The organism is Thermococcus sp. 21S7 (assembly GCF_012027615.1).
Classification (GTDB): Archaea; Methanobacteriota_B; Thermococci; order Thermococcales; family Thermococcaceae; genus Thermococcus.
In genome coordinates, this window is the sequence record NZ_SNUT01000001.1 from 178,510 (window position 1) to 197,611 (window position 19,102).

Annotated in this window: 23 protein-coding genes and 1 tRNA gene; 7 read left to right on the forward strand and 17 right to left on the reverse strand. The window is 54.7% G+C overall.

Annotated elements, in window-relative coordinates; all coding sequences use genetic code 11:
- Positions 1–56: 56 nt before the first annotated feature.
- The 15 genes from E3E51_RS00890 to E3E51_RS00960 all read right to left on the reverse strand — a co-directional run bounded on the left by E3E51_RS00890 (position 57) and on the right by E3E51_RS00960 (position 13,799).
- Positions 57–692 carry an HAD-IB family phosphatase gene (locus tag E3E51_RS00890; protein ID WP_167911261.1) on the reverse strand — a complete coding sequence of 212 codons (636 nt, stop codon included), beginning with the start codon at positions 690–692 and terminating at the stop codon, positions 57–59.
- A gap of 39 nt (positions 693–731) precedes the next feature.
- Complete coding sequence (locus E3E51_RS00895; RefSeq protein ID WP_167911648.1) at positions 732–1,367, reverse strand: protein-L-isoaspartate(D-aspartate) O-methyltransferase; 636 nt, start codon at positions 1,365–1,367, stop codon at positions 732–734.
- A gap of 63 nt (positions 1,368–1,430) precedes the next feature.
- Positions 1,431–3,356 carry a hypothetical protein gene (locus tag E3E51_RS00900; RefSeq protein ID WP_167911262.1) on the reverse strand — a complete coding sequence of 642 codons (1,926 nt, stop codon included), beginning with the start codon at positions 3,354–3,356 and terminating at the stop codon, positions 1,431–1,433.
- Entirely contained in the window at positions 3,353–5,077 is a 1,725-nt protein-coding gene (gene flaJ / locus E3E51_RS00905) for an archaellar assembly protein FlaJ (protein ID WP_167911649.1), read from the reverse strand. Before flaJ ends, E3E51_RS00900 begins: the two co-directional genes overlap by 4 nt.
- 14 nt (positions 5,078–5,091) lie before the next feature.
- Positions 5,092–6,726, reverse strand: coding sequence for a type II/IV secretion system ATPase subunit (locus E3E51_RS00910; protein ID WP_167911263.1), 1,635 nt, complete (start codon positions 6,724–6,726; stop codon positions 5,092–5,094).
- Between the two features lies 1 nt (position 6,727).
- Positions 6,728–7,426 carry an ATPase domain-containing protein gene (locus tag E3E51_RS00915; protein WP_167911650.1) on the reverse strand — a complete coding sequence of 233 codons (699 nt, stop codon included), beginning with the start codon at positions 7,424–7,426 and terminating at the stop codon, positions 6,728–6,730.
- 36 nt (positions 7,427–7,462) lie between these two features.
- A complete protein-coding gene (locus E3E51_RS00920; protein WP_167911264.1) occupies positions 7,463–7,939 on the reverse strand; it encodes a flagellar protein G in 477 nt (158 codons plus the stop codon).
- Positions 7,939–8,457, reverse strand: coding sequence for a flagella (locus tag E3E51_RS00925; protein WP_167911265.1), 519 nt, complete (start codon positions 8,455–8,457; stop codon positions 7,939–7,941). The genes E3E51_RS00920 and E3E51_RS00925 overlap by 1 nt, the downstream gene beginning before the upstream one ends.
- Positions 8,458–8,480: 23 nt before the next feature.
- The gene (locus E3E51_RS00930; protein WP_167911266.1) at positions 8,481–9,830 is read right to left on the reverse strand and encodes a FlaD/FlaE family flagellar protein; all 1,350 of its coding nucleotides are present in this window, start codon (positions 9,828–9,830) and stop codon (positions 8,481–8,483) included.
- A 3-nt stretch (positions 9,831–9,833) separates the two neighbouring features.
- Entirely contained in the window at positions 9,834–10,304 is a 471-nt protein-coding gene (locus E3E51_RS00935; RefSeq protein ID WP_167911267.1) for a flagella accessory protein C, read from the reverse strand.
- 13 nt (positions 10,305–10,317) lie between these two features.
- The gene (locus tag E3E51_RS00940) at positions 10,318–11,112 is read right to left on the reverse strand and encodes a flagellin (RefSeq protein ID WP_167911268.1); all 795 of its coding nucleotides are present in this window, start codon (positions 11,110–11,112) and stop codon (positions 10,318–10,320) included.
- A 14-nt stretch (positions 11,113–11,126) separates the two neighbouring features.
- Positions 11,127–11,795 carry a flagellin gene (locus E3E51_RS00945; protein WP_167911269.1) on the reverse strand — a complete coding sequence of 223 codons (669 nt, stop codon included), beginning with the start codon at positions 11,793–11,795 and terminating at the stop codon, positions 11,127–11,129.
- A gap of 57 nt (positions 11,796–11,852) precedes the next feature.
- A complete protein-coding gene (locus tag E3E51_RS00950; RefSeq protein ID WP_167911270.1) occupies positions 11,853–12,488 on the reverse strand; it encodes a flagellin in 636 nt (211 codons plus the stop codon).
- Between the two features lie 14 nt (positions 12,489–12,502).
- Positions 12,503–13,153, reverse strand: a complete 651-nt coding sequence (locus E3E51_RS00955; RefSeq protein WP_167911271.1) for a flagellin — start codon at positions 13,151–13,153, stop codon at positions 12,503–12,505.
- A gap of 558 nt (positions 13,154–13,711) precedes the next feature.
- Positions 13,712–13,799 (reverse strand) — tRNA-Leu (locus E3E51_RS00960).
- A 101-nt stretch (positions 13,800–13,900) separates the two neighbouring features.
- Between E3E51_RS00960 and E3E51_RS00965 the strand changes: the two genes are divergently transcribed.
- The 6 genes from E3E51_RS00965 to E3E51_RS00990 all read left to right on the forward strand — a co-directional run bounded on the left by E3E51_RS00965 (position 13,901) and on the right by E3E51_RS00990 (position 17,245).
- Positions 13,901–14,281 carry a DUF2178 domain-containing protein gene (locus E3E51_RS00965; RefSeq protein ID WP_167911272.1) on the forward strand — a complete coding sequence of 127 codons (381 nt, stop codon included), beginning with the start codon at positions 13,901–13,903 and terminating at the stop codon, positions 14,279–14,281.
- Positions 14,282–14,650, forward strand: coding sequence for a DUF2178 domain-containing protein (locus E3E51_RS00970; protein ID WP_167911273.1), 369 nt, complete (start codon positions 14,282–14,284; stop codon positions 14,648–14,650). It begins immediately after the preceding gene.
- Positions 14,651–14,860, forward strand: coding sequence for a helix-turn-helix transcriptional regulator (locus E3E51_RS00975; RefSeq protein WP_167911274.1), 210 nt, complete (start codon positions 14,651–14,653; stop codon positions 14,858–14,860). It abuts the gene before it with no gap.
- The gene (locus E3E51_RS00980; RefSeq protein WP_346765927.1) at positions 14,850–15,110 is read left to right on the forward strand and encodes a hypothetical protein; all 261 of its coding nucleotides are present in this window, start codon (positions 14,850–14,852) and stop codon (positions 15,108–15,110) included. Before E3E51_RS00975 ends, E3E51_RS00980 begins: the two co-directional genes overlap by 11 nt.
- A 93-nt stretch (positions 15,111–15,203) precedes the next feature.
- Complete coding sequence (locus tag E3E51_RS00985) at positions 15,204–15,962, forward strand: ABC transporter ATP-binding protein (protein ID WP_167911275.1); 759 nt, start codon at positions 15,204–15,206, stop codon at positions 15,960–15,962.
- Complete coding sequence (locus E3E51_RS00990; RefSeq protein ID WP_167911276.1) at positions 15,959–17,245, forward strand: ABC transporter permease; 1,287 nt, start codon at positions 15,959–15,961, stop codon at positions 17,243–17,245. The genes E3E51_RS00985 and E3E51_RS00990 overlap by 4 nt, the downstream gene beginning before the upstream one ends.
- A gap of 10 nt (positions 17,246–17,255) precedes the next feature.
- Here E3E51_RS00990 and E3E51_RS00995 read toward each other — a convergent pair whose 3' ends face one another.
- Entirely contained in the window at positions 17,256–17,669 is a 414-nt protein-coding gene (locus tag E3E51_RS00995) for an RNA-binding domain-containing protein (protein WP_167911277.1), read from the reverse strand.
- A gap of 71 nt (positions 17,670–17,740) precedes the next feature.
- Between E3E51_RS00995 and E3E51_RS01000 the strand changes: the two genes are divergently transcribed.
- Positions 17,741–18,550, forward strand: coding sequence for a ZIP family metal transporter (locus E3E51_RS01000; RefSeq protein ID WP_167911278.1), 810 nt, complete (start codon positions 17,741–17,743; stop codon positions 18,548–18,550).
- Here the strand turns inward: E3E51_RS01000 and E3E51_RS01005 are convergent.
- Positions 18,536–19,093, reverse strand: a complete 558-nt coding sequence (locus tag E3E51_RS01005; protein ID WP_167911651.1) for a dephospho-CoA kinase — start codon at positions 19,091–19,093, stop codon at positions 18,536–18,538. The two genes, E3E51_RS01000 and E3E51_RS01005, sit on opposite strands and share 15 nt — an antisense overlap.
- Positions 19,094–19,102: the final 9 nt, after the last annotated feature.

The following is a 19,102-nucleotide window of genomic DNA, read 5'->3' on the forward strand; positions in this document are numbered from 1 at the left end:
GGGCCGACAGGGGAATGAGGAGCTTTTGCTTTGCTGAGGAGTGATGAACACGCCCTTCACTGACCCCGCTCTTCTATGAGTCCCTTGATGATTTCCATGACCTCGCGGAGGCTCTCAACGTTGTGGTCGCCCTCAACGCCCTCGTGGGGGTTTATCGCTATGCTGACGTCGGCTTCCTTAAACATGCTCAGGTCGTTGAAGCCGTCGCCAACGGCCACCGTAAGCTCTGGCTTCAGCTCCTCCTTCAGCTCCCGGAGTATGGTTCCCTTGCTCCTGAAGTCGACGATTGGGTTGACCTTCCCGGTAACAACACCGTTCCCGTCGAATATCAGTTCGTTGGCGAAGACGTAGTCAACTTCGAGTTCCCTCGCTATCCTTCGGGCGAGGCACATAAGACCGCTGCTGAGTATCGCTATCTTGAAGTCGTTCTTCCTGAGAAACTCGATAAGCTCCTTTGCTCCGTCCATGTACTCAACCGAGTTCGCCCATTCCATAATCTCATCCTTTCTGTGCCCCCGCCAGAGGGAGGCGTCTAGCTCCGCCCACTTCACGTAGTCTATTTTTCCCGCAAAGAAGAGTTCGGCGTATTCCTTTCCCTTCTCCCAGGTTCCAAACATCTTGTGGAGTTCCACCCAGCTGGAGACTGACTTGACCAGCGTCCCTTCGAGATCAAAGGCTATCAGCCTAACCATCGTACCACCTGAAAAGAGAGCGGGAGGGAACTTAAAAGCCTACCTCTCCCAGCCGTGTTCCCCTATGAGCGGCACGAAAGCGACGCCGCCCCAGCGCTTTTTCTTAATTCGCCCGTTTTCGTCCTTCATCACCACGTAGAGGTCCTGCCACATGTGGTAGCTTCCCACGGGGATAACGAGTCTCCCGCCGGGCTTCAGCTGTTCGATCAGGGGTTTCGGAACCTTCGGCGCCCCCGCGGTGACGATTATCACCTCGTAGGGGGCTTTGGGGGGAAAGCCGAGCGTTCCATCGCCGGGAATCACGTGAACGTTTTTCACTCCAGCCCGCTCAAGGTTCCTCCTCGCGAATTCAACCAGCTCGGGAATCCGTTCGACCGTGTAAACGTCGGTCCTCACAAGCTCGGCTATCAAAGCTGCGTTCCATCCGCTGCCGGTTCCCACCTCAAGGACTTTCATTCCCGGCCTCAGCTCGGCCAGCTCAAGCATTATCGCCACCATGTGGGGGGCGCTTACCGTCTGCCCCGCGGGGATTGGAAGGGGCTCATCAACGTGGGCGTAGCCCCTATAGCGCTCCTCCACGAAGAGATACCGCGGATACTTGAGAAAAGCCATCCTAACGGCCTCACTTTTGATTATCCCCTCCCTCACGAGGGAGGCGACCCTCCGTTTCCACATTTCGTCCAAATCACTCACGGGGTTCACCCAAAAAATATGGGGCAAGGTGCGTATCAACCTTTCTCATGACCTCCTGGCCTGGTACCAGGCAAGGGTTATTATCGCCAGGGCCCCTATCAGGACACCCACCGCAGTCCAGAGTGCCTTGGACTTCAGCGGGGTGTACGGAACACTCTGCGTTTCAGTCACGGTGCTCTCCTTTGTCTCAGTGCGTGTTTCCGTCACGGTTACGGTTCCGTTGGACGGAACAGTCTCGGTTACAGTAACAGTCACGGTTTCGGTGCCGTTTTCCTGGGGCTTGGGCACATCTATCACAACCACCGTTCCGTTCACCCTGCCGGGTATCGTCTCGATGGACACACTCACCTTTCGCTTTCCAACTGAGTACGGAACGAGCAGGAGTGACATGGTAACGCTGTCCCCGGGCTTCAGATTGAGCGGAGCCACCAGTCCGGCACTCGATGGCTCAAAGACTCCGTTAGGTTCGACAGCGATGCCATTGGGGATGCCAACTGTAAGGTTCGCGGGAAGGGCAACGTCACCCGTGTTGGTTACACTCACGTTAATGACGAGGGGGTGATAAAGCCGGACGTTTTCATTCCCCGAAACCTTTAGGGAGTACGAAACCTTTGAGGGACTCACTTGAATCTTCGGGGAGTTGGATTCAAAGGTCAAAATCGTGTAGCCGCCGCACGCGAGTTCGAAGGGTGCCACAGCCTTCGCGATGACCTTACCGAGGCTCACGTTTCCGGAACGAAGCGGCATCACGGTCACTTCAAAGGCTCTCCGTACCCCCGGCTTGAGAGAGGGAACGGAGATTTCCCCTCCGGAGAGCAGTTTGAACCCCCGATCAGGAACGAAGCGGAGGATCACGTTAGAAAGCGCAACTGTGCCCGTATTTTCCACATCTATCCTGACCTTCTGGGGAACGTACTTCTTGCCGGGCGATGAGTCAACCGTGATCAGGAGGTTGGCAACCTTTTTTATATCGGGAACCTTTGAAGGATCAATGAAGACATTGAAAGTCGCCTTTCCGTTGCCATCAACGCTTTCAAGGGCAACCGTAACACCACCGTGATAGAGGGCCTGCGCCACCGGCACGGCGGAGATTCTAGAGGACGCCAGAACCTGGCCGCAGGAGTTCCTGAGGGACACCCCCACCGAGCCGTCGAAGTTGTAGTCGTAGTGCAGAACGTAGGGGCCAACGTTCCTGGTTTGACCCGGCGAGAGGGAGAAAGTTGCATCCGGCACAGATTGAATCTCCATGGACGCGCCCCTGAAGAAGACCTCGACTTTGGCGTACTCAACTCCAACCAGTTCAAGTGCCTTCACGTGGAAGGGCCCCACATCGATCTCCTTGCCGACCGTTACGGAGTACGTCCTGCCTTCATATCTAAAGAAAAGTGTCTCAACAAAGCCCGTTGAGGTTTTTTCGATAGTGGCATTGGTGAAAGTCAACGTTCGGCCTGCGGCCGTGACGTCCTGTCCAGGTTTCAGGTAGCCGGCAAAAATCTTGGGATATGCCTTGACCTTGACCCTGAGGTTTCCGAACTTTATCGTCCCCGAGCTGAACGTCTTTGACTCATCGCCCCTGGACACGGTAACCTTGGCCCCCTTCGCCCCCACCGAGACGAGCTTGATTGAATACTCTCCAAAGACCAGTGTTTCACCCTGCAAAACGTAGGGAAAGCTTGCGTTCAGGAGGAGAATCGGTTTTTCACCGACAATCGCCCTGAGGAAACCAAGCGAAACGTTGTTCTCGGAGACACTCTCGCCGGGATGGAGGCTGAAATCCCTCTGTGAATCGCCCGAGTACACGGTTCCCACGAGGGTTCCGTCAAAGGAAACATCCCTGAACTCAAATGTCACATCCCCAGCCGTAACTTTGCCGGGCAGGGGCACCCATCCCCTGAACGATGATGCAGAGGCAAATCCCACGAGCGGCGATAGAATCATGAAGGCCAAGAGGATCGCAGTGAGCCTCCTCACGGTATCACCCCCAGCAGATGGAGGGCGATCTGAGCGGTTCCGCCCCCCATACCCATCATCTTCTCCATCAGCGTCTGTCCAAGGTACATTCCAACCGCAAACACCCACAGCATTATGACGAAGTACCTCGCGGTGCCCAGGAGGTGGCCGCCGTCGGCCAGTTTTATGACGAGAGACGAGAGGAGGGAGTGCATGACCATCATAACCAGCATTATGTAAAGGAGGAACCTCATGCCCGAGGGGGGAATGACGTGGATTATGTCGCCTATGTACTCGCTAGGAATCTCCATCTGGGAGAACATGGCGCTTATCGAAACTGCCACCTGGAAAGACGCGGCCAGGGAGAACGCGAAGGCACCGGTGAGACCGTAGATTATGCCGACGAAGCTCGCTATGCTCTGCTGCCTCTTCCTCCTCAGACGGACGAGTCTCTCAAAGTTCCTGCTGATGACCAGCCCGACGTAATCGGGTTCCGCACCCATGCGGAGGCTCTCCCTGAATATCTCGGAGAATATTCCAATGAGCCAGCTGCCGGTTCCGGCTATGAAGAAGTCCCACGCCCTGTCTTTGTCGACCCTGATGGCGAGCCTTCTGTAGAGCGCCCTGATGTCCTCAGTAAGGGAACCAAAGTCGTGGGCGCTGAGGTACTTCAGAACCAGGACGAGAGAGGCGCCGCTGGCGGCGAGGGAGGAACCCATGCTCCTTATGAACGCCGGGAAGTTCTCATCCTTCCTGAATATCGACCTCTCCTCCTTGTTCACGACGTGTCCGAGGTAGTACACCGGGGTGAGCGCGAGGGCCACCACGAAGGGCTCCGGAATCTCGTACCTGGACCTCACGACGGTGAAGTAGAGAAGCGTGACGATGACGACGCCGAAGGCGGAGTAGATGGCGGCGTTCTTTATCTTCTTCCTGCGCGGGTCATCCAGGCCCCTGCTGTCCGCCCAGAGGGGATCTTCCGGCATGCGGAACTTCACAACCATCAGAATGCCGACCTCGGCCGCAAGGGTCATGAGCACGGCGTATAGACCCATCTTTCCGATGTCCATTCCGGTGATTATCGGCCCGATTATGACGAACGCGGCTATGAAGACGACCGAGATGATTATCGATTCGTAAATCTCCTTGAAGATGTCGAGGTCGTAGAGGGCACCCTCGTAGAATGTCTGGTAGTCGTCCATGACCGTCTGCTGCTCCTGGAAGAGGTACTCCTTCAAATCAACACCGCTGTCGAGGGAGTAGGCGAGCCTGTCGAGGAAGTCGGCGAACATAACGCTCGGCGTTCTCCTCGCGAGGAATCGGAAGGCCTCGGGGAGGGAGAGGTGGAGCTTGTCGACTATCGTGTAAACCTTCTTCAGCTCACTCGCAATGGCGCCGAGCTTGGGATCCTTCGCGAGGATCCTTACGAGGTCGCTTCGTCCCATCTCACTCGTGGACAGAACGGCGAAGTACGTTATGAAATAGGGCATCTTCGAGTTGATGGAAATCTTTTTTGTGTCCGCCGTTATGTAAGGATAGGCGGCGGCGTAAACCACGAGAACTATGGGAATGGAAAAGAGGAGGATTCTGATACCCAGTGACAACGCCAGAAGATTACCTATAATGCCAGCTATGATAAACAGAACCGCGGAGAGTCCAAGGTAAGGGATGAGCACCTTTCGTAGGTATGTCTTGATGTCTAAATCAGCCTTGGTGAAGATGCTGATTTTCTCGTCCACCAGTCCCATCACCCCCGTTATATCCTGAAGCTCAGCCCCTCAATGCCCCTCTGGTAGAAGGCCTTGATCTCCTTGTAGACGTCCCAGTAGTTGGTTATGCCTAGCTCAACCATCCTCTGAAGTATCCTCGCGCGGAGGAACAGCTCGTTGTAAATCTCCTTGGGATCCTCGTAGCCCGCTATCTCGGCTATCTTCCTCTCCAGGATGTAAGAGTTGTTGAAACCGCGGAATATGTGCTTGTCCGCAACGGGGTCCCACTCAAAGACGTTCCTCGTCGCGACGCCGCCGAGCTCCTCGTAGTAACCCTCAATCTCAACGACGCTGACGGTTCTCCTCAGGAACTTGCCCTTGACGTAGACCGCCTGCTGGAAAACCGCTATGTTGAGGTTGTCTATGAAGGTTATCGGAACGTTTATCGGGTGACCGGTGAAACGCTGTATCATCTTCTTGATGTCGCCCGCGTGGAAGGTGCTCATGACGGGGTGACCCGTCTGCATCGCCTGGAAGGCTATTGATCCCTCGGCACCACGGATCTCACCGACTATGATGTAGTTGGGTCTCGAACGTAGCGCAGCTTTCAGGAGGTCAAAGAGCGTGACCCTGCTCTCCTCAGGGCCCCTCTCACGGGTTATAAGCCTCTGCCAGGTTGGATGCGGTACCTGAACCTCAGGCGTGTCCTCTGCGGTGTAAATCTTCGATCCGGGCTTGATGAATGGGATTATCGAGTTGAGGAGGGTTGTCTTACCAGAAGCCGTCTCACCGCAGACAAAAACACTCATACCGTACTCAAGGGCTACCCACAGGTAAGCGGCCACTTCGGCGCTGAGCGTTCCCCAGGCTATAAGCTGGGTTATGCTTATGGGCGTGGCCGAGAACTTACGAATGGTCGCGCTCGGACCGCGGATAGAAATGTCCGGGGAGTATATTATGTTTATACGGGAGCCGTCGGGTAAAGCCCCATCAACTATTGGGGTCCTGTCGCTGACCGGTCTTCCGATGCGTTCGGCGATGTTCTTAAAGTAGTCAGCCAGCGTGACGTCGTCGCCGAAGGAGATATTGGTCTGCATCATCTCGAATATCTTGTGGACGAGGGATACGTGGTTCGCGCCGATTATGTGGATATCCTCAATGTACGGGTCCCTGGCTATCGGTTCAAGCGGGCCGATGCCTATGATATCACGCTTGATGAGGTAGCGGAACTTCTCCATCTCCTCCTTGGTTATGATGAAGGTCTTCCCCTTACCGAGAACCCCTTTCCTAGATTTTATGAGGGCGAGCACGGCTTCGTCAAAGAGCGCATCGAGGAACCTCTCAAATTCTTCCTGATCCTCAGGAATATCCCTCGCCGGTGCCAGCTCAAGTATCTTATCCCTAATCATGGCGTACTTCTGTTCCTCTTCCCTGGTCTCTATCCTCGGCTCTATGACAATGTACTTTTTCTCCGTTGTTGCGTCACCGTAGATGTGGATGAATATGGGGTCTCCGACGGGGTATAGAATGTTGGGGTACAGTATGTCCTTCATATCCCTGCTCAGCTGTGCGTAAAACTCAGGCATCTTTCCATACTTCTTTCTGAATCTGTCAACGTATTTCCTGAGGTGTGGGTTCCTCGCCATTGCCTCTTCAAGGGTGTCGCTGACCACCTGCGCCATATCACACCACCGCCGCTATCTCCACTATCAGGCCTACCTTCGGCTCAACGCGGAAGGGGATAATCTTCTGGAAAATGCCTTTGGCATTGTTGTACTTGACTATAGTGGCCGAATTCTTCAAATCCCCGCCGAAGACCTTCACATTCAGCCTTATTAACATCGTAGCAGCTTCTTCAAGGACGAAGAGTGAGTCCCTGTCAATCTCTTCCGTGTTGGCGGTGAGGATAACCACCTTATCGAGGGAGGCAACCTTCTTGACGTAAAGGAGGAAATCCCTTATTGCGTTGGGGTCCTGCTCACGGGAGAGGAGGGATGAGAATGAATCGATTATCATGACATCCGGTTCCCACAATCGCGGCTCGCCAAAGAGTCTACCAAGAAATTTCCTCTTCTCGCTGATTCCAGTCAGGAGGGGGTAGAGCGACACGAAAACCAGCTTCTTCCTTATCAGAAAGGGAATTATGTTATAGCCAATCGAACTCATCTGCTTTATGTATTCAACCGTCGTGTACTGGCTTGAAATATAACTGGCGGTGTAACCGTTCATGAGAAATCCGTAGAGGAGCCTCTGGACGAAGATAGACTTTCCAGTACCCCTGTCCCCTTCAACAAGCATTATGGTGCCCGCTGGGATACCCCCGCCAAGACGCCTGTGGAGCTCGTCGCCCTTCAGCTCTATTTTTAGGAGCTCCTCGACCAAGATGATCACCACCTGTATCGTTATTTTAGCAGGCACTCAGGGCGCCCTAAAGACGAGGCTCCTCCGTCTTCCGTTCTCCAGTACTATCGTTATCCTGTAGTACTCACCGGTGTTTAGGGTGGTCATGACCTTTATCACACCCACCTCGTAGGGATTGAGATACGTTATAGGGTTGCCGCTAACGTCTTGAAAGGTCAGATTGGCGGCGGGGATTAGGTTACCATCGATGAAAACCTGGACGGCATCGGAGCTGAAAGGAATAACCTTCTTCCCGACGTTTTTGATGTAAAACGTGTATGTGTACGGGGTCGTTGTGTTGTCCACTGGTATCGAATTGGGGTCGTTTATTATTGCAAAATCCGTCCTCAGCTGATCAGCGAGCATCTCACCCCTGTCATTTATACCATGGGCTATATCGGTGGTAACGTATGCAAGGGCCCCGGCAACGGTGCCGGCAATTATAACCGCAACGATGAACATTATGAGCTCACTCGCTGGTCCCCCCGCCGCCATCAACTCACCTCCGTTGGACAGCCCCTGCTCTGACCATCCAGCAAGACTGCGGTTCCGTTGTAGTGCCAGCTCAGCCTGAGCCAGCATCCATTGGCAAAGATGATCGTGAGATTGTGGAGTTTTCCATCCTCCCCAACGTTAGTCACATTTAGGTTTGCAGTTTCCCCAGGGAGGAGATACGTGTAATTCTCAGCCCACCCGACGTTATCGTCGCTGATGTTGTACAGCGTTACGTAATCACCGTCGTATACTCCGCTCCAGTGCGGCAGGTACTGGGTCTCCCCAGAGTTCTGAACGTAAAGGGTCAGATTGTAGTAACCGCTACCCCATGAAACGGAGCCTAAACTGGCGTTCAGACCGAGCAGGGTGTTGAGTCTTGAAACCTTCAGTTCGTACCAATCATCCTGGGCGGCCCGAACGTTGGAGTAGCTGTTGTCCCATGCGGCATAGAGTGTACTGGCGGCTAGTAAAAATGAAATGAAGATTATCGCTGCACTCGCTGAGACGCTGAAGCCCATAGGCCGCCCCCCTGTGTGGTTCCTCAGATGCCGTAGAACTCATCGAGAGTCTTCTCCAGTATTTTGATTTCCCTTTCCAGCTTGTCAAGGACGTTCCTGTTGATTTTGAGACCCCTAAGCCTCTCGATGAAGAGCAGGCTTATGAGGTGGTCCTGAACGGTAAGCTTTTCGGCCGGCTTCCACTCGGGGTCTCTGTGGTGAGGCCTTGTGCCCTTGGCGTAGCGCAGGAGCTGGTTGAGCACCTCCTCGCTTATCCAGCCAATTTCATAGTAGAACTCAAGGACGCGCTCAAGGTTCTGGATGCCGACCCTGTCGATAAGGAATCCAAGCCACTTAAGCGCTATCATGGTCGATACTATGTCCTCAGGCAGTTTCTCAAGCCTGGCCTTCCTGGGCTCTTCCTCGAAGAGGAGGGTCGCTATATCCTCGGGAATCTGGATTTTCTCGGCCATCTCAACACCACCTTCCTCAACTTTTTCCTCCTCAACAACCTCGTGAGCGGGAACCTCTTCAACCGCCGCCGTGGGGGCGGCCTCGACTTCTTCAATTTCTTCGGGAACCTCCGGAGCTTCAACTTCCTCAGTTACGGTGACCTCTTCCTCCGGAATAACCTCGGTGACCTCCTCCCCGGCCACCTCCGGGAGTTCTTCCGCTTCTTCCACTTCGGGCTTTTCTTCGACCTCTTCAATCTCCACGACCTCTACTGGTGCTTCGACTATTTCCTCCGGCACCTCTGTGATGGTGACCTCCTCGGGGGCGGCCTCAAGCTCCGCCTGTGCCTTTGCCACCGCCTCTTCGGCCGCGGCCAGTTCCTCTTCACTGACCTCTTCACCCGCCTCTACCTTCTCCTGGAGTTCCTCAAGCTTCTCCTGAGCCTCTTCTAGTTTCTCAACGGCGGTCTGGGTCTCTACCTTTTCGGCTATCTCCTCCACCTTCCTGTGGAGTTCATCCAGCTTTTCAGTGATTTCGCTAGGAACTTCCTCCTCTTCGCCTTCGAGCATCTCCTCAAGCTTCTCTATCTTCTCGTGAACCTCTTCAACCTTCTTTGAAACAGTTTCAGCCTTCTTTTCCTGAACCTCGAACTTGGTGGACTCAAGGGCCTCCACCAGTCTGCTCAGCTGACTGCTGAGATCAGTGAGCCTCCTGCCCAGCTCATCGACACGCCTGTTGAGCTGCTCGTACTTGGTGGCCTGACTGCCGTAGGTATCGAGCACCTTCTGAATTATCTTCTCCAGCTGGTCATAGGTCAGGTTCTCCTTCCTGGCTATGAGCTTCTCCCTGAGGTCGTTGATGACTACCGTTGGAACCTTGCCCTTCAGTTCGGCAAGCTTTGCGTTGATGTCTGCCTCGGTGACGAGCCTTGCCATTTCCATGCCTCACACCTCCGCGAGCACCTCGTAGATTATAGAGTCGAGGTCAACACCATACCCCGCGAGCACCTTGATGTCGTTTTTTATCTGTGCAAGTTCCAGCTTTAAGTCTTCCAGTTCCTTCCTGAGGTCCTGTATCTCGCTGGTGAGCGGGCTTTCCTGACTCATCTGCTCCTTGAAGGGATTTATCTCCTGGCTGATAACCTCATAGAGCATCATGACGTCCTTGATGGTCTTGTCAAGTCGGTCTATGTCATCCCTGAGCTCCTGCATCTGCTTCTTGATGGTATCAACGCTTATCTTTATCCTCGGAATGTCGTTCTCTATCTCGTTGATTCTTTCCAGTATCTGGGTTATCTGCTCGTTCTCTTCCCTCTGCTCAACACGCTCTTCGAGCTCCTCCTCGAACACTGGTTCCTCGGCCACCTCTTCCTTGGGTTTTTTCTTGAACAATGATGAAAGGAACTCTAGCGCCACTAACCATCCCCCCTCACTGGAGCTCCATTATGTTCTCTGTATATGTCGATGGCGTGGTGAAGTCGATAACGCCGCCGGCGCCGTTTTCTGGTATAACCTTTCCGGTGACCTTCGTGGCCGGTGGGATTCCGAAGCCGTTGGTGGGGTTGGTGTCCTTGTCGAAGGGCAGGGCCCAGAGCATTATGGCGGCTATGTCCCCCCAGTTCATCGTCGGGTTTTCGTAGTTCTCCGCGAGGCTTCCGTCGCCGTCCTGAACAACGGCTATTCCAAAGAGCATGTGTCCACCGGAGGTTGCGTTGTAGAGGTTCTGCCATACGTCGGAAACGTTAGTAACCGTGGTCAACCCAACCGCACCGCTCCCGTATGGCTTCAGCTTAGAATCGTACTCGAAGATGTCCCTGATGTCCCCATTGTAGTGGAAGTAGCTGGCGTTTACGCTGGACCCGAGGTTGCCGTCTTTGTTGGAGTCAAAGTACCTGAAGACAGCCATCTTGGAGCCGTCGCTGAGGACGACCTTGACCTTCGAGAGGTCGATTCCTCCGGAGCCTGCATTCGGACTGACGTAGATGACCATCCTGGTTATATTGCTCACGGCCGGAGGACTCCCGTTGATGTAGCCGTAAACGTTCATTACCTTTATTCCGCTCGCTACCTCCTGAGTCGTCTGCCTGCCCGTGGCCATGGCTTTCTGCTGGAGATAGCCGCTGGTGCTTATGAGCACTCCTGCAGCCACCGCTGCCACGAGTACCATGGCTATGAAGACGATGAGCGTGCCGATGCCAATAGCCCCACGCATCCTAACGGGCATCACCCTTCACCCCCTCACTGTAACACCATCACCTTAGAGTTGTACGTGGCCGGGGTCGCGAAGTCTATGACGCCTGCGGCGCCGACCTCGGGTATGACCTTACCCACTATCTTCGTTGCAGGAGGAATACCCGGATTGTTGTTTTCGTCCCTGAAGACCACGGTTTTCAGGAGGAGCGCCACTATGTCACCCCACTCCAGGGTGGGATGGTTGACGTCCATCTCGTTGGCACTGTCGTGGATAACGGCTATTGCAAAGCTTGTGTTGCCCAGGGTGGTGTTGTTCCACACCTCCGTTGATATGTTGCCGCTGTTGAACAGATCATCTATGACGCCCCTGTAAAGTATCCCGCTGTAGTTATAGACGACGAGTCTAATCCCGTCGCTGAGGACAACCTTAACGTTGCTGAGGTCGATACCTTCACTCCCCGAGTTGGGGGCTATGAATATGGCCATCTTTTGGATGTTGCCCTTGCTCGGCGGGGTGGCGTTCGTATATCCGTAGATGTTAATGACTTTTATTCCGCTCGCTACCTCCTGAGTCGTCTGCCTGCCAGCCGCCTGAGCCTTCTGCTCAAGGTAGCCGGCGGTACCGATGATGACTCCGGCCGCCACTGCAGCTACAAGTACCATGGCTATGAAGACGATGAGCGTGCCGATGCCTATTGCACCCTTCCTCCGCATTGGCTATCACCCCCTAAAAATCTTCAAAGAACGAAAAGGGAAAGGGCCCAGAAGGAGTCACTGGAGGTCGACGATGTCCGTGGTGTAGGTGCTTGGCGTGGTGAAGTCGATGACACCCGGAGCACCGAACTCCGGAATAACCTTTCCGGTAATGTGGGTTCTCACTGGGATACCGTTGTTGTTATTGTAGAGGGCCTGCTTAACGTCAACGAGCAGGGCGGCTATGTCACCCTTGTTGAGGGTGGTACCGTCGATGGCGGACTTATCGTAGTCCTGTATCACGAGCGCCACATAGTAGTCACTGTCGGCGTTGGTCCAGAAGCTGGTGGAGAACACATTCGACGTGTTGGTACCGTCCTGGCTCTCCTTGTACTTGAGGTAGACCTGGGTCTCGTTGTTGGCGATGAGGATCTTGGTGTTGTTGAGGTCTATTCCGGCGCTGCCAGCGTTCGGAGTAACGTAAATGGCAAGCTTGTCAATGTAATCTCCACTGACGTGTCCGGTAACCCTCATGACCTGTATTCCGCTGGCGACCTGCTCGGTGCTGGCCCTACCAGTGCTGGAAGCCTTCTGCTGCAGGTAGCCGCTCGTGTTGATAAGCACTGCCGCGGCAACGGCGGCAACGAGCACCATGGCTATGAAGACTATAAGGGTACCGATACCAACGGCACCCCTCTTCTTAACGAGCCTCATTCACACCACCTCCCTCACTGCAGGTTCACTATGGCGGTCGTGTAGGTGCTTGGCGTGGTGAAGTCGATGACACCCGGAGCACCAAACTCCGGAACGACCTGTCCGGTGATGTGGGTCCTGACGGGTATTGCATTGCTGAAGAGGTCCTTAACATCAACGGTGAGGACGACTATGTCTCCCGAGTTCATGGTCGGGGAGGTCTTCTGAACACTGCCGTCGTAGTCCTGGATGACTATGATACCGAAGTTGGTCTTGTAAGTGCTGTTCGGCCACGCGCTGGCGGTGAATATGCTGTTGTTACCGTTGTCGTAGAGGTTGAGGCTGGAGTTGTACTTAAGAACTGCCTGGGCACTTCCGTTGCTGAGGATTATCTTGGTGTTGCTGAGGTCTATTCCGGCGCTGCCAGCGTTCGGAGTAACGTAAATGGCAAGCTTGGTTATTCCCTTGGGTGTGACACTATCATTGTAGTATCCAACAACCTGCATGACCTGTATTCCGCTAGCGACCTGCTCAGTGCTCTCCCTGCCCGTGCTGGAAGCCTTCTGCTGCAGGTAGCCGCTCGTGTTGATAAGCACTGCCGCGGCAACCGCCGCCACTAGAACCATGGCTATAAACACAATCAGGGTGCCTATACCTACAGCACCTCTCCTGGTCCTGACCTTCATCTACCACGCACCCCCTGGGGGTTCTTTGCGTTGGAAATTACGTTGGTCCAATATAAAGGCCTTTTTTGTTTTTAGTAGTGTAGGTGGTTGTGTAGGTACATATGTAGGTACAGCACTCATCCCTCCGGGGCAAAGTCCCATATCGGGTGTTTGAGAGGACAGGAAGTTTTTGAGAAAAGCTTCACCAAAGAAACTTTGCCCGCGCAAAGTTTCCTAACGTGGAGAAGTATCACTTCGGTGGGTTTGAGAGTACAGGAAGCTTTTAGAAAAAAGCTTGACCAAAAGTTTGTAGCTCATCACAGAGAACGCTCCTGTAACCGATTTTATTCCCCAAGTGCCCATTTTCAAGCGAGAACACTTCGAAGAAACCATTGAACATGGTTTGCTCTCCATTGACGCCCTCCGGGCGTCGATTTAAAGGTTAAACCCTCACCAGGGGAGCAATTGAAAAGTTCTCACAATTAAACTTGGCCAGTAACGAAGAAAATCACTCGAAATTTAGCCTTTCAAAAGGAGCTACCAACTTTTGATGAAACTTTTGCTTGGCAAAAGTTTCTGTGGTGCGGGGGACGGGATTTGAACCCGCGAACCCCTACGGGACGGGACCCTAAATCCCGCGCCTTTGGCCAGGCTCGGCAACCCCCGCGCGGATTGAACTTCTCCCCGGCGCTTTAAAAACTTTGAGGGGAAAGGCTTATAAGGACGTAAAGGAAGCTTTACGTAAAGGGAACTTTACATGGTGAGAGCATGGAGAGATGGAGAATCCTGGGCTACGCGATTCCGGCAACCACGACCGCGTTACTGGTCGTGGCGCTGGGGATTGGAAGCATTGCACTGGCTTTTGGCGTCCTGGCGGCGGCAATCGCGGTTTCGTTCCTCTACGCTGACTGGCTCAAAAAACGCGGAGAGGTTATAAGTGACGAGAGAACGCTCCGCATCGAGGAGATGGCCTCACGGAGAACCCTCCAGGTGCTGGTACTGGCTCTAGCATTTGCGGTTGTGGTGCTTTCTGTTCTCTCCGAAAAGGACTCTGCTCTAAGAAGTGCATACTACCTGGCCCTTGGTCTGATGGTTCTGACCTCAATCCTCAAGCTGTACCTTAAGCATCACTACGCGAGGGTGATGTGAGTGAAGTCCAGCTACGAAGGCCTGCTCGCCGGATTAATCGCCATGATAGTCATCGGCCTTGCATACTCAACCAAGTCGGGAAGGGCATCCCTAGCCGTGGGGATATTCCTCCTGAGCGTTCTCCTGGTCTACGCCCTGAACAGGTACTACAACTCCAGGGTGGGACGGATAGAAGACGAGAGAACCGAGCTGATAAGCGTCAAAAGCACGAGGAACGCATTCGCTGTAGTCAGCATAGTCCTCTTTGCCGAATACCTGTGGGAATACTCAAACGGAAACACGGAAACCGCCACAAAGTTGCTGATTCCGCTCGCGCTTGGTGTGGTTGCCCTCGTGGTCTCGCAGTACCACTACGAACGGGTGATGTGAGTGAAGAACCGCCTGCGTGAGCTGAGAGAGGCAATGGGACTGACGCAGGAGGAGCTGGCGAAAACCCTCGGGGTTACGAGACAGACGATAATAGCCATCGAGAAGGGGAGATATGACCCCTCCTTGAGGCTGGCGTTCAGGATAGCCCGCTTTTTCGGCGTTAAAATCGAGGACGTGTTCATATACGGGGGTGAGGGAAATGAACGTTAAGAAGACCGCCGGGGGACTGGTCTACTTCCTGGGGGTGGCACTGGGGATGCTCAGACCGCCCGTTGAAAGGCTCGCCTGCATGAAGCTCCCCAGCGGAGAGGTCTGCAGGGGAATAAACACGCCGCTGCTCCTCATCGAGTTCGGCCTCATAATGGCCGGCGCCCTCCTCATCGGACTCGGGCACCGGTTCAAGAACGGGCACGAACTGAACGGATGGCTCGGGGTGACAACGGGCATCGGCATGCCATAATCGGCGGTTACGCAGGGATAAAAGAGCTCTTTGCATTTGGTGTGGTGCTTGCCACCATTGGACTGCTCGTGTACAAGCTGGGGGTGAGGCGCAATGCCCATGGTTGAGGTTCTGAACCTGGAGAAGGACTACGGAAAGGTGAAGGCCCTCAAGGGAATAAGCTTCTCCATCAGCGAGGGCGAAATATTCGGGCTCATAGGGCCCAACGGCGCCGGAAAGAGTACCACACTCAAGATACTCTCAACCCTGCTCAAGCCAACCGGGGGAAGCGCGAAGATAGACGGCCACGACGTGGTGAAGGAAGCCGACAGGGTCAGGGAGATCATCAGCTACCTGCCGGAGGAGGCAGGCGCCTACAAGAACCTCACCGGCTACGAATACCTCCAGTTCATGGCTCGGCTCTACTCCAAAGACGACGAGAGGGCGGAAGAGATGCTCGAACTGGGGGTTGAGCTCAGCGGACTCGGGAAGAGGCTGCACGACAAGGTGTCGACGTACTCCAAAGGAATGACGAGGAAGCTCCTCATAGCGAGGGCGCTCATGGTGAAGCCGAAGCTGGCGATACTGGACGAGCCGGCAAGCGGGCTGGACATAGTTAACGCGTACGAGATACGACAGACGATTAGGCGCTTTGCAAGGAGCGAGGGGGTCACCTTCCTGCTCTCAAGCCACAACATGCTTGAGGTAGAGTTTCTCTGCGACAGGGTGGCAATGATAGCGGGGGGAAGGATAGTTGAGCTGGGAACTCCCGGGGAGCTGAAGGAGAAGTACGGGGCAGAGAACCTTGAGGAGGTCTTCATGACCGCGGTGGGGGCGCGGGCGAACGAGCCGATCGGGGGTGAGGGAGCATGAGCGACTTCTGGGTGATGGCCAAGAAGGAGCTTAAGAACCTCTTCAGGGACAGAAAGTTGCTCTTCGGCCTCATAATAGTCCCCCTTATAATCTACCCCATGATGGGGAAGTTCATACAGGTGGGAATGGAGCAGGCAACAGGGACGACGCACGTGACGATAGTGAACTTTGACGAGGGACGTTACGGAAAAGCTCTCGTGGATGCGCTCAAGACTGCTCCCAACACCAGCGTAACCCTAGTAAACGCCACGACGCTCGAAGGAGCGCTTCAATGGGCGGTGGAGAATAAACAGAACGTCCTGGTGGTTATTCCCAGGGATTTCTCCGCCAAGCTGACGGCGAACGAAACCGCCACGGTTGAGATATACGGCATCTTTCTGAGCGTGGGAACGGGAATGAAAGAGAGCGTCAGTGAGGGCAGGATAAGCGCAGTCATAGGGATACTGAGCGAGGAGATAGCTCGCCTTAAGGTGGCCGCACTGGGCGCCGAAAATCCGGACGCAGTCCTGCATCCAATAACCGTGGAGAGCAGGTCTTACATAAACGACAGGGTGGTCGATGTCCCTCCGGGGGTCGTCTCGGGAGTGATAGCGTCCCAGGCATTCACGATACCCCTGATAATCTTCCTAATGGTCATGATAACCTCACAGATGGCCGCTGGAGCAATAGCGAGTGAAAAGGAAAACAAAACGCTGGAAACGCTGCTTACACTGCCGGTTCCCAGGACCCACATAGTCGGGGCCAAGATATTCGGAACCGCCATGATGGGTCTGGTCGCGGCGGTGGCGTACATGATAGGTATGCGGCAGTACATGGGCTCCTTCATGGGGGGAGACCTGGGGGTCAGCCTTGGAGACCTCGGCCTCGTGATAACACCCACGGGCGCCGCCCTATTCGCCCTAGTGGTGTTCCTGACGATAATAATCTCCCTCAGCCTGGCGATGATAGTGGCAACCTTCGCCGAAGACGTCCAGAGCGCAACAACGCTGGTCAGCGCGGTAATCCTGCCCCTGGCGTTCCCTGCGTTCATACTCATGTACACCGACATAGGGGACCTTCCGGTGGTCTTTCAGTACGTCCTCAAAGCAATACCCTTCACCCATCCGATACTTGACTACAGATACGTGCTGGTGGAGAACTACGGAGCAATAGCGGCCAGTGCCCTCTACCTGGGAATCATAGCGGTGGCCATACTCTACGCAACGGCGAGGCTGTTCTCCTCCGAGAGAATCCTGACGGCCCAGATAAGCTGGGGCAGGAGGAAGAAGAAAGCCGCCGAATGAGCTTTCTTTTTTATTCTATCGGCACCCCGTCCTTGGTCCTCGGCGCGAGCCACTTCATTAATTTTCCGGGGTCTTTGGTTCTGATGATTATCGTTATCGGGCCCAGCGGCGACTCCTCGTTGAAGTTGACGACGCCCGCATAAGCTGCCTGCTTGTTGACCCTGATGATTATCTCTTCTCCAAAATAGCCCTCCTCAAGGAACGAGCGCGCGGTGTCGAGTATGGCCTGTCCCCGGAAGAGCTCGTAGAGCCTGCTCAGGGCCTTTCTGCTCTTCGTTTTGCCGGTCAGGATGATGTAATCGCCCCTATCGAACGCCTCGAACTCCAGGTCATGAACCAGGTTCAGCATGGCCCTCTTGACCTTCTCGATGTCCTCAGTCGGATAAACGTAAGCCTCGACCTCAACTTCCTCAAAGAGCTCCATCTTCTCACCCAGAAGAACCTCGCGGGAAGGCTTATAAACCCAACCGCCCAAATAGTTAGGGTGGCCTAATAGTGTTAGAGAACTTCGTGGCCAATCTCGCTGAGTGGATACTGAGCATCTCGAACGGCGAAATCATGTGGGTTGCCTTCTATGCCGGGCTTTTCGTCGCACTCATGACTTCCCTCGGTGCCATGGTGGCGATATTCGCCAAAAGCCTCCCCGAGGGCGGCGTTGATTTCGCCCTCAGCTTCGCCGCCGGCGTGATGATAGTGGCGGCCTTCACGAGCCTCATCCTGCCGGCGATAGAGAGCACCGGCTCCTTTGCCCCCGCTGGAATAGGAATAGCCCTCGGGGTGCTGCTCATCTACGCCATAGACCGCTTCCTCCCCCACGAGCACCTCGTCAAGGGCTACGAGGGCCCCAAATCCATGAAGGACAAACTGAGAAAGGTCTGGCTTCTAGTCATAGCGGTGATAATCCACAACCTGCCGGAGGGCCTCGCTGTTGGAACGTCCCTCGTCTACAACCTTGAGGTCGGTCTGGTAACCACCATAGCCATAGGAATCCAGGACTTCCCGGAGGGGACCGTCGTCTCGCTGCCCCTCGCGACGATACAGAAGAAGCGCCTCGGGCCGATAGCAATGGGCGTGCTGAGCGGCTTCGCGGAGATGGCCATGGTGCTCCTCGGGGCGTATTTCTTCACACTCTTTGCCTGGCTCCTGCCGTACGGCCTCGGCCTGGCCGGCGGGGCGATGCTCTACGTGACCGTGAAGGAGATGATACCCGAGATATACAGGGGAGAAAATAGCGACACGCTGATAACCCTGGGATTCTTCCTGGGCTTCTACGTGATGCTGTTCCTCGACTCAATGCTGGGTTAGAATCCTGTCGACCAGCTCCTTTACCCTTTTATCGTACTCGTCCTTCGTCCCATCGTTCACTACCATGTGGTCCGCCATTGCTATGACGTTTCCTATGCCGAACTTCAGCTCCTTCCAGTCGCGCTCCTCAAAGTCCTCCCACGTCCTCGGGTCGTCGTGCCTTCCGCGGGCTTTGAGTCTGTCGAAGCGCATGTGCGGTGGCGTGTGAACGGCGAGTATTATTATTTCCTCCGTCGGAAAAGCGCTCCTGAAGGTTCCAACCTCGTCGAGGGAGCGGACGCCGTCTATAACGACGACCCTGCTGTCCTCAAGGAGGCGCCTCACCTTCTCGACCGTCAGCTTCGCAACGGCGTTCTGACCCAGCTCCTGCCTCAGGCGGATGCTCACCTTGGCAACGTTCTCCTTGGTCAGCTCCAGACCGCGCTTTACCGTCTCCTCCCTCACGACGTCTCCCATAGAAATGCTCGGAAAGCCTCTCCTCTCGAACTCCTTGACGATTCTGCTCTTTCCCGAACCGGGCATTCCAGTCACGATGATTATCATAGTGCCCAC

What these genes read in the sequence shown, in the direction of transcription:
- E3E51_RS01005 (WP_167911651.1), bottom strand. Translation starts at nt 19,093, where the DNA reads ATGATAATCATCGTGACTGGAATGCCCGGTTCGGGAAAGAGCAGAATC.
- E3E51_RS00930 (WP_167911266.1), bottom strand. Translation starts at nt 9,830, where the DNA reads ATGGAAATGGCAAGGCTCGTCACCGAGGCAGACATCAACGCAAAGCTT.
- E3E51_RS00990 (WP_167911276.1), top strand. Translation starts at nt 15,959, where the DNA reads ATGAGCGACTTCTGGGTGATGGCCAAGAAGGAGCTTAAGAACCTCTTC.
- E3E51_RS00920 (WP_167911264.1), bottom strand. Translation starts at nt 7,939, where the DNA reads ATGGCGGCGGGGGGACCAGCGAGTGAGCTCATAATGTTCATCGTTGCG.
- E3E51_RS00895 (WP_167911648.1), bottom strand. Translation starts at nt 1,367, where the DNA reads ATGTGGAAACGGAGGGTCGCCTCCCTCGTGAGGGAGGGGATAATCAAA.
- E3E51_RS00950 (WP_167911270.1), bottom strand. Translation starts at nt 12,488, where the DNA reads ATGAGGCTCGTTAAGAAGAGGGGTGCCGTTGGTATCGGTACCCTTATA.
- E3E51_RS00925 (WP_167911265.1), bottom strand. Translation starts at nt 8,457, where the DNA reads ATGGGCTTCAGCGTCTCAGCGAGTGCAGCGATAATCTTCATTTCATTT.
- E3E51_RS00985 (WP_167911275.1), top strand. Translation starts at nt 15,204, where the DNA reads ATGCCCATGGTTGAGGTTCTGAACCTGGAGAAGGACTACGGAAAGGTG.
- E3E51_RS00940 (WP_167911268.1), bottom strand. Translation starts at nt 11,112, where the DNA reads ATGCCCGTTAGGATGCGTGGGGCTATTGGCATCGGCACGCTCATCGTC.
- E3E51_RS00945 (WP_167911269.1), bottom strand. Translation starts at nt 11,795, where the DNA reads ATGCGGAGGAAGGGTGCAATAGGCATCGGCACGCTCATCGTCTTCATA.
- E3E51_RS00910 (WP_167911263.1), bottom strand. Translation starts at nt 6,726, where the DNA reads ATGGCGCAGGTGGTCAGCGACACCCTTGAAGAGGCAATGGCGAGGAAC.
- E3E51_RS00955 (WP_167911271.1), bottom strand. Translation starts at nt 13,153, where the DNA reads ATGAAGGTCAGGACCAGGAGAGGTGCTGTAGGTATAGGCACCCTGATT.
- E3E51_RS00890 (WP_167911261.1), bottom strand. Translation starts at nt 692, where the DNA reads ATGGTTAGGCTGATAGCCTTTGATCTCGAAGGGACGCTGGTCAAGTCA.
- E3E51_RS00965 (WP_167911272.1), top strand. Translation starts at nt 13,901, where the DNA reads ATGGAGAGATGGAGAATCCTGGGCTACGCGATTCCGGCAACCACGACC.
- E3E51_RS00995 (WP_167911277.1), bottom strand. Translation starts at nt 17,669, where the DNA reads ATGGAGCTCTTTGAGGAAGTTGAGGTCGAGGCTTACGTTTATCCGACT.
- E3E51_RS00980 (WP_346765927.1), top strand. Translation starts at nt 14,850, where the DNA reads ATGAACGTTAAGAAGACCGCCGGGGGACTGGTCTACTTCCTGGGGGTG.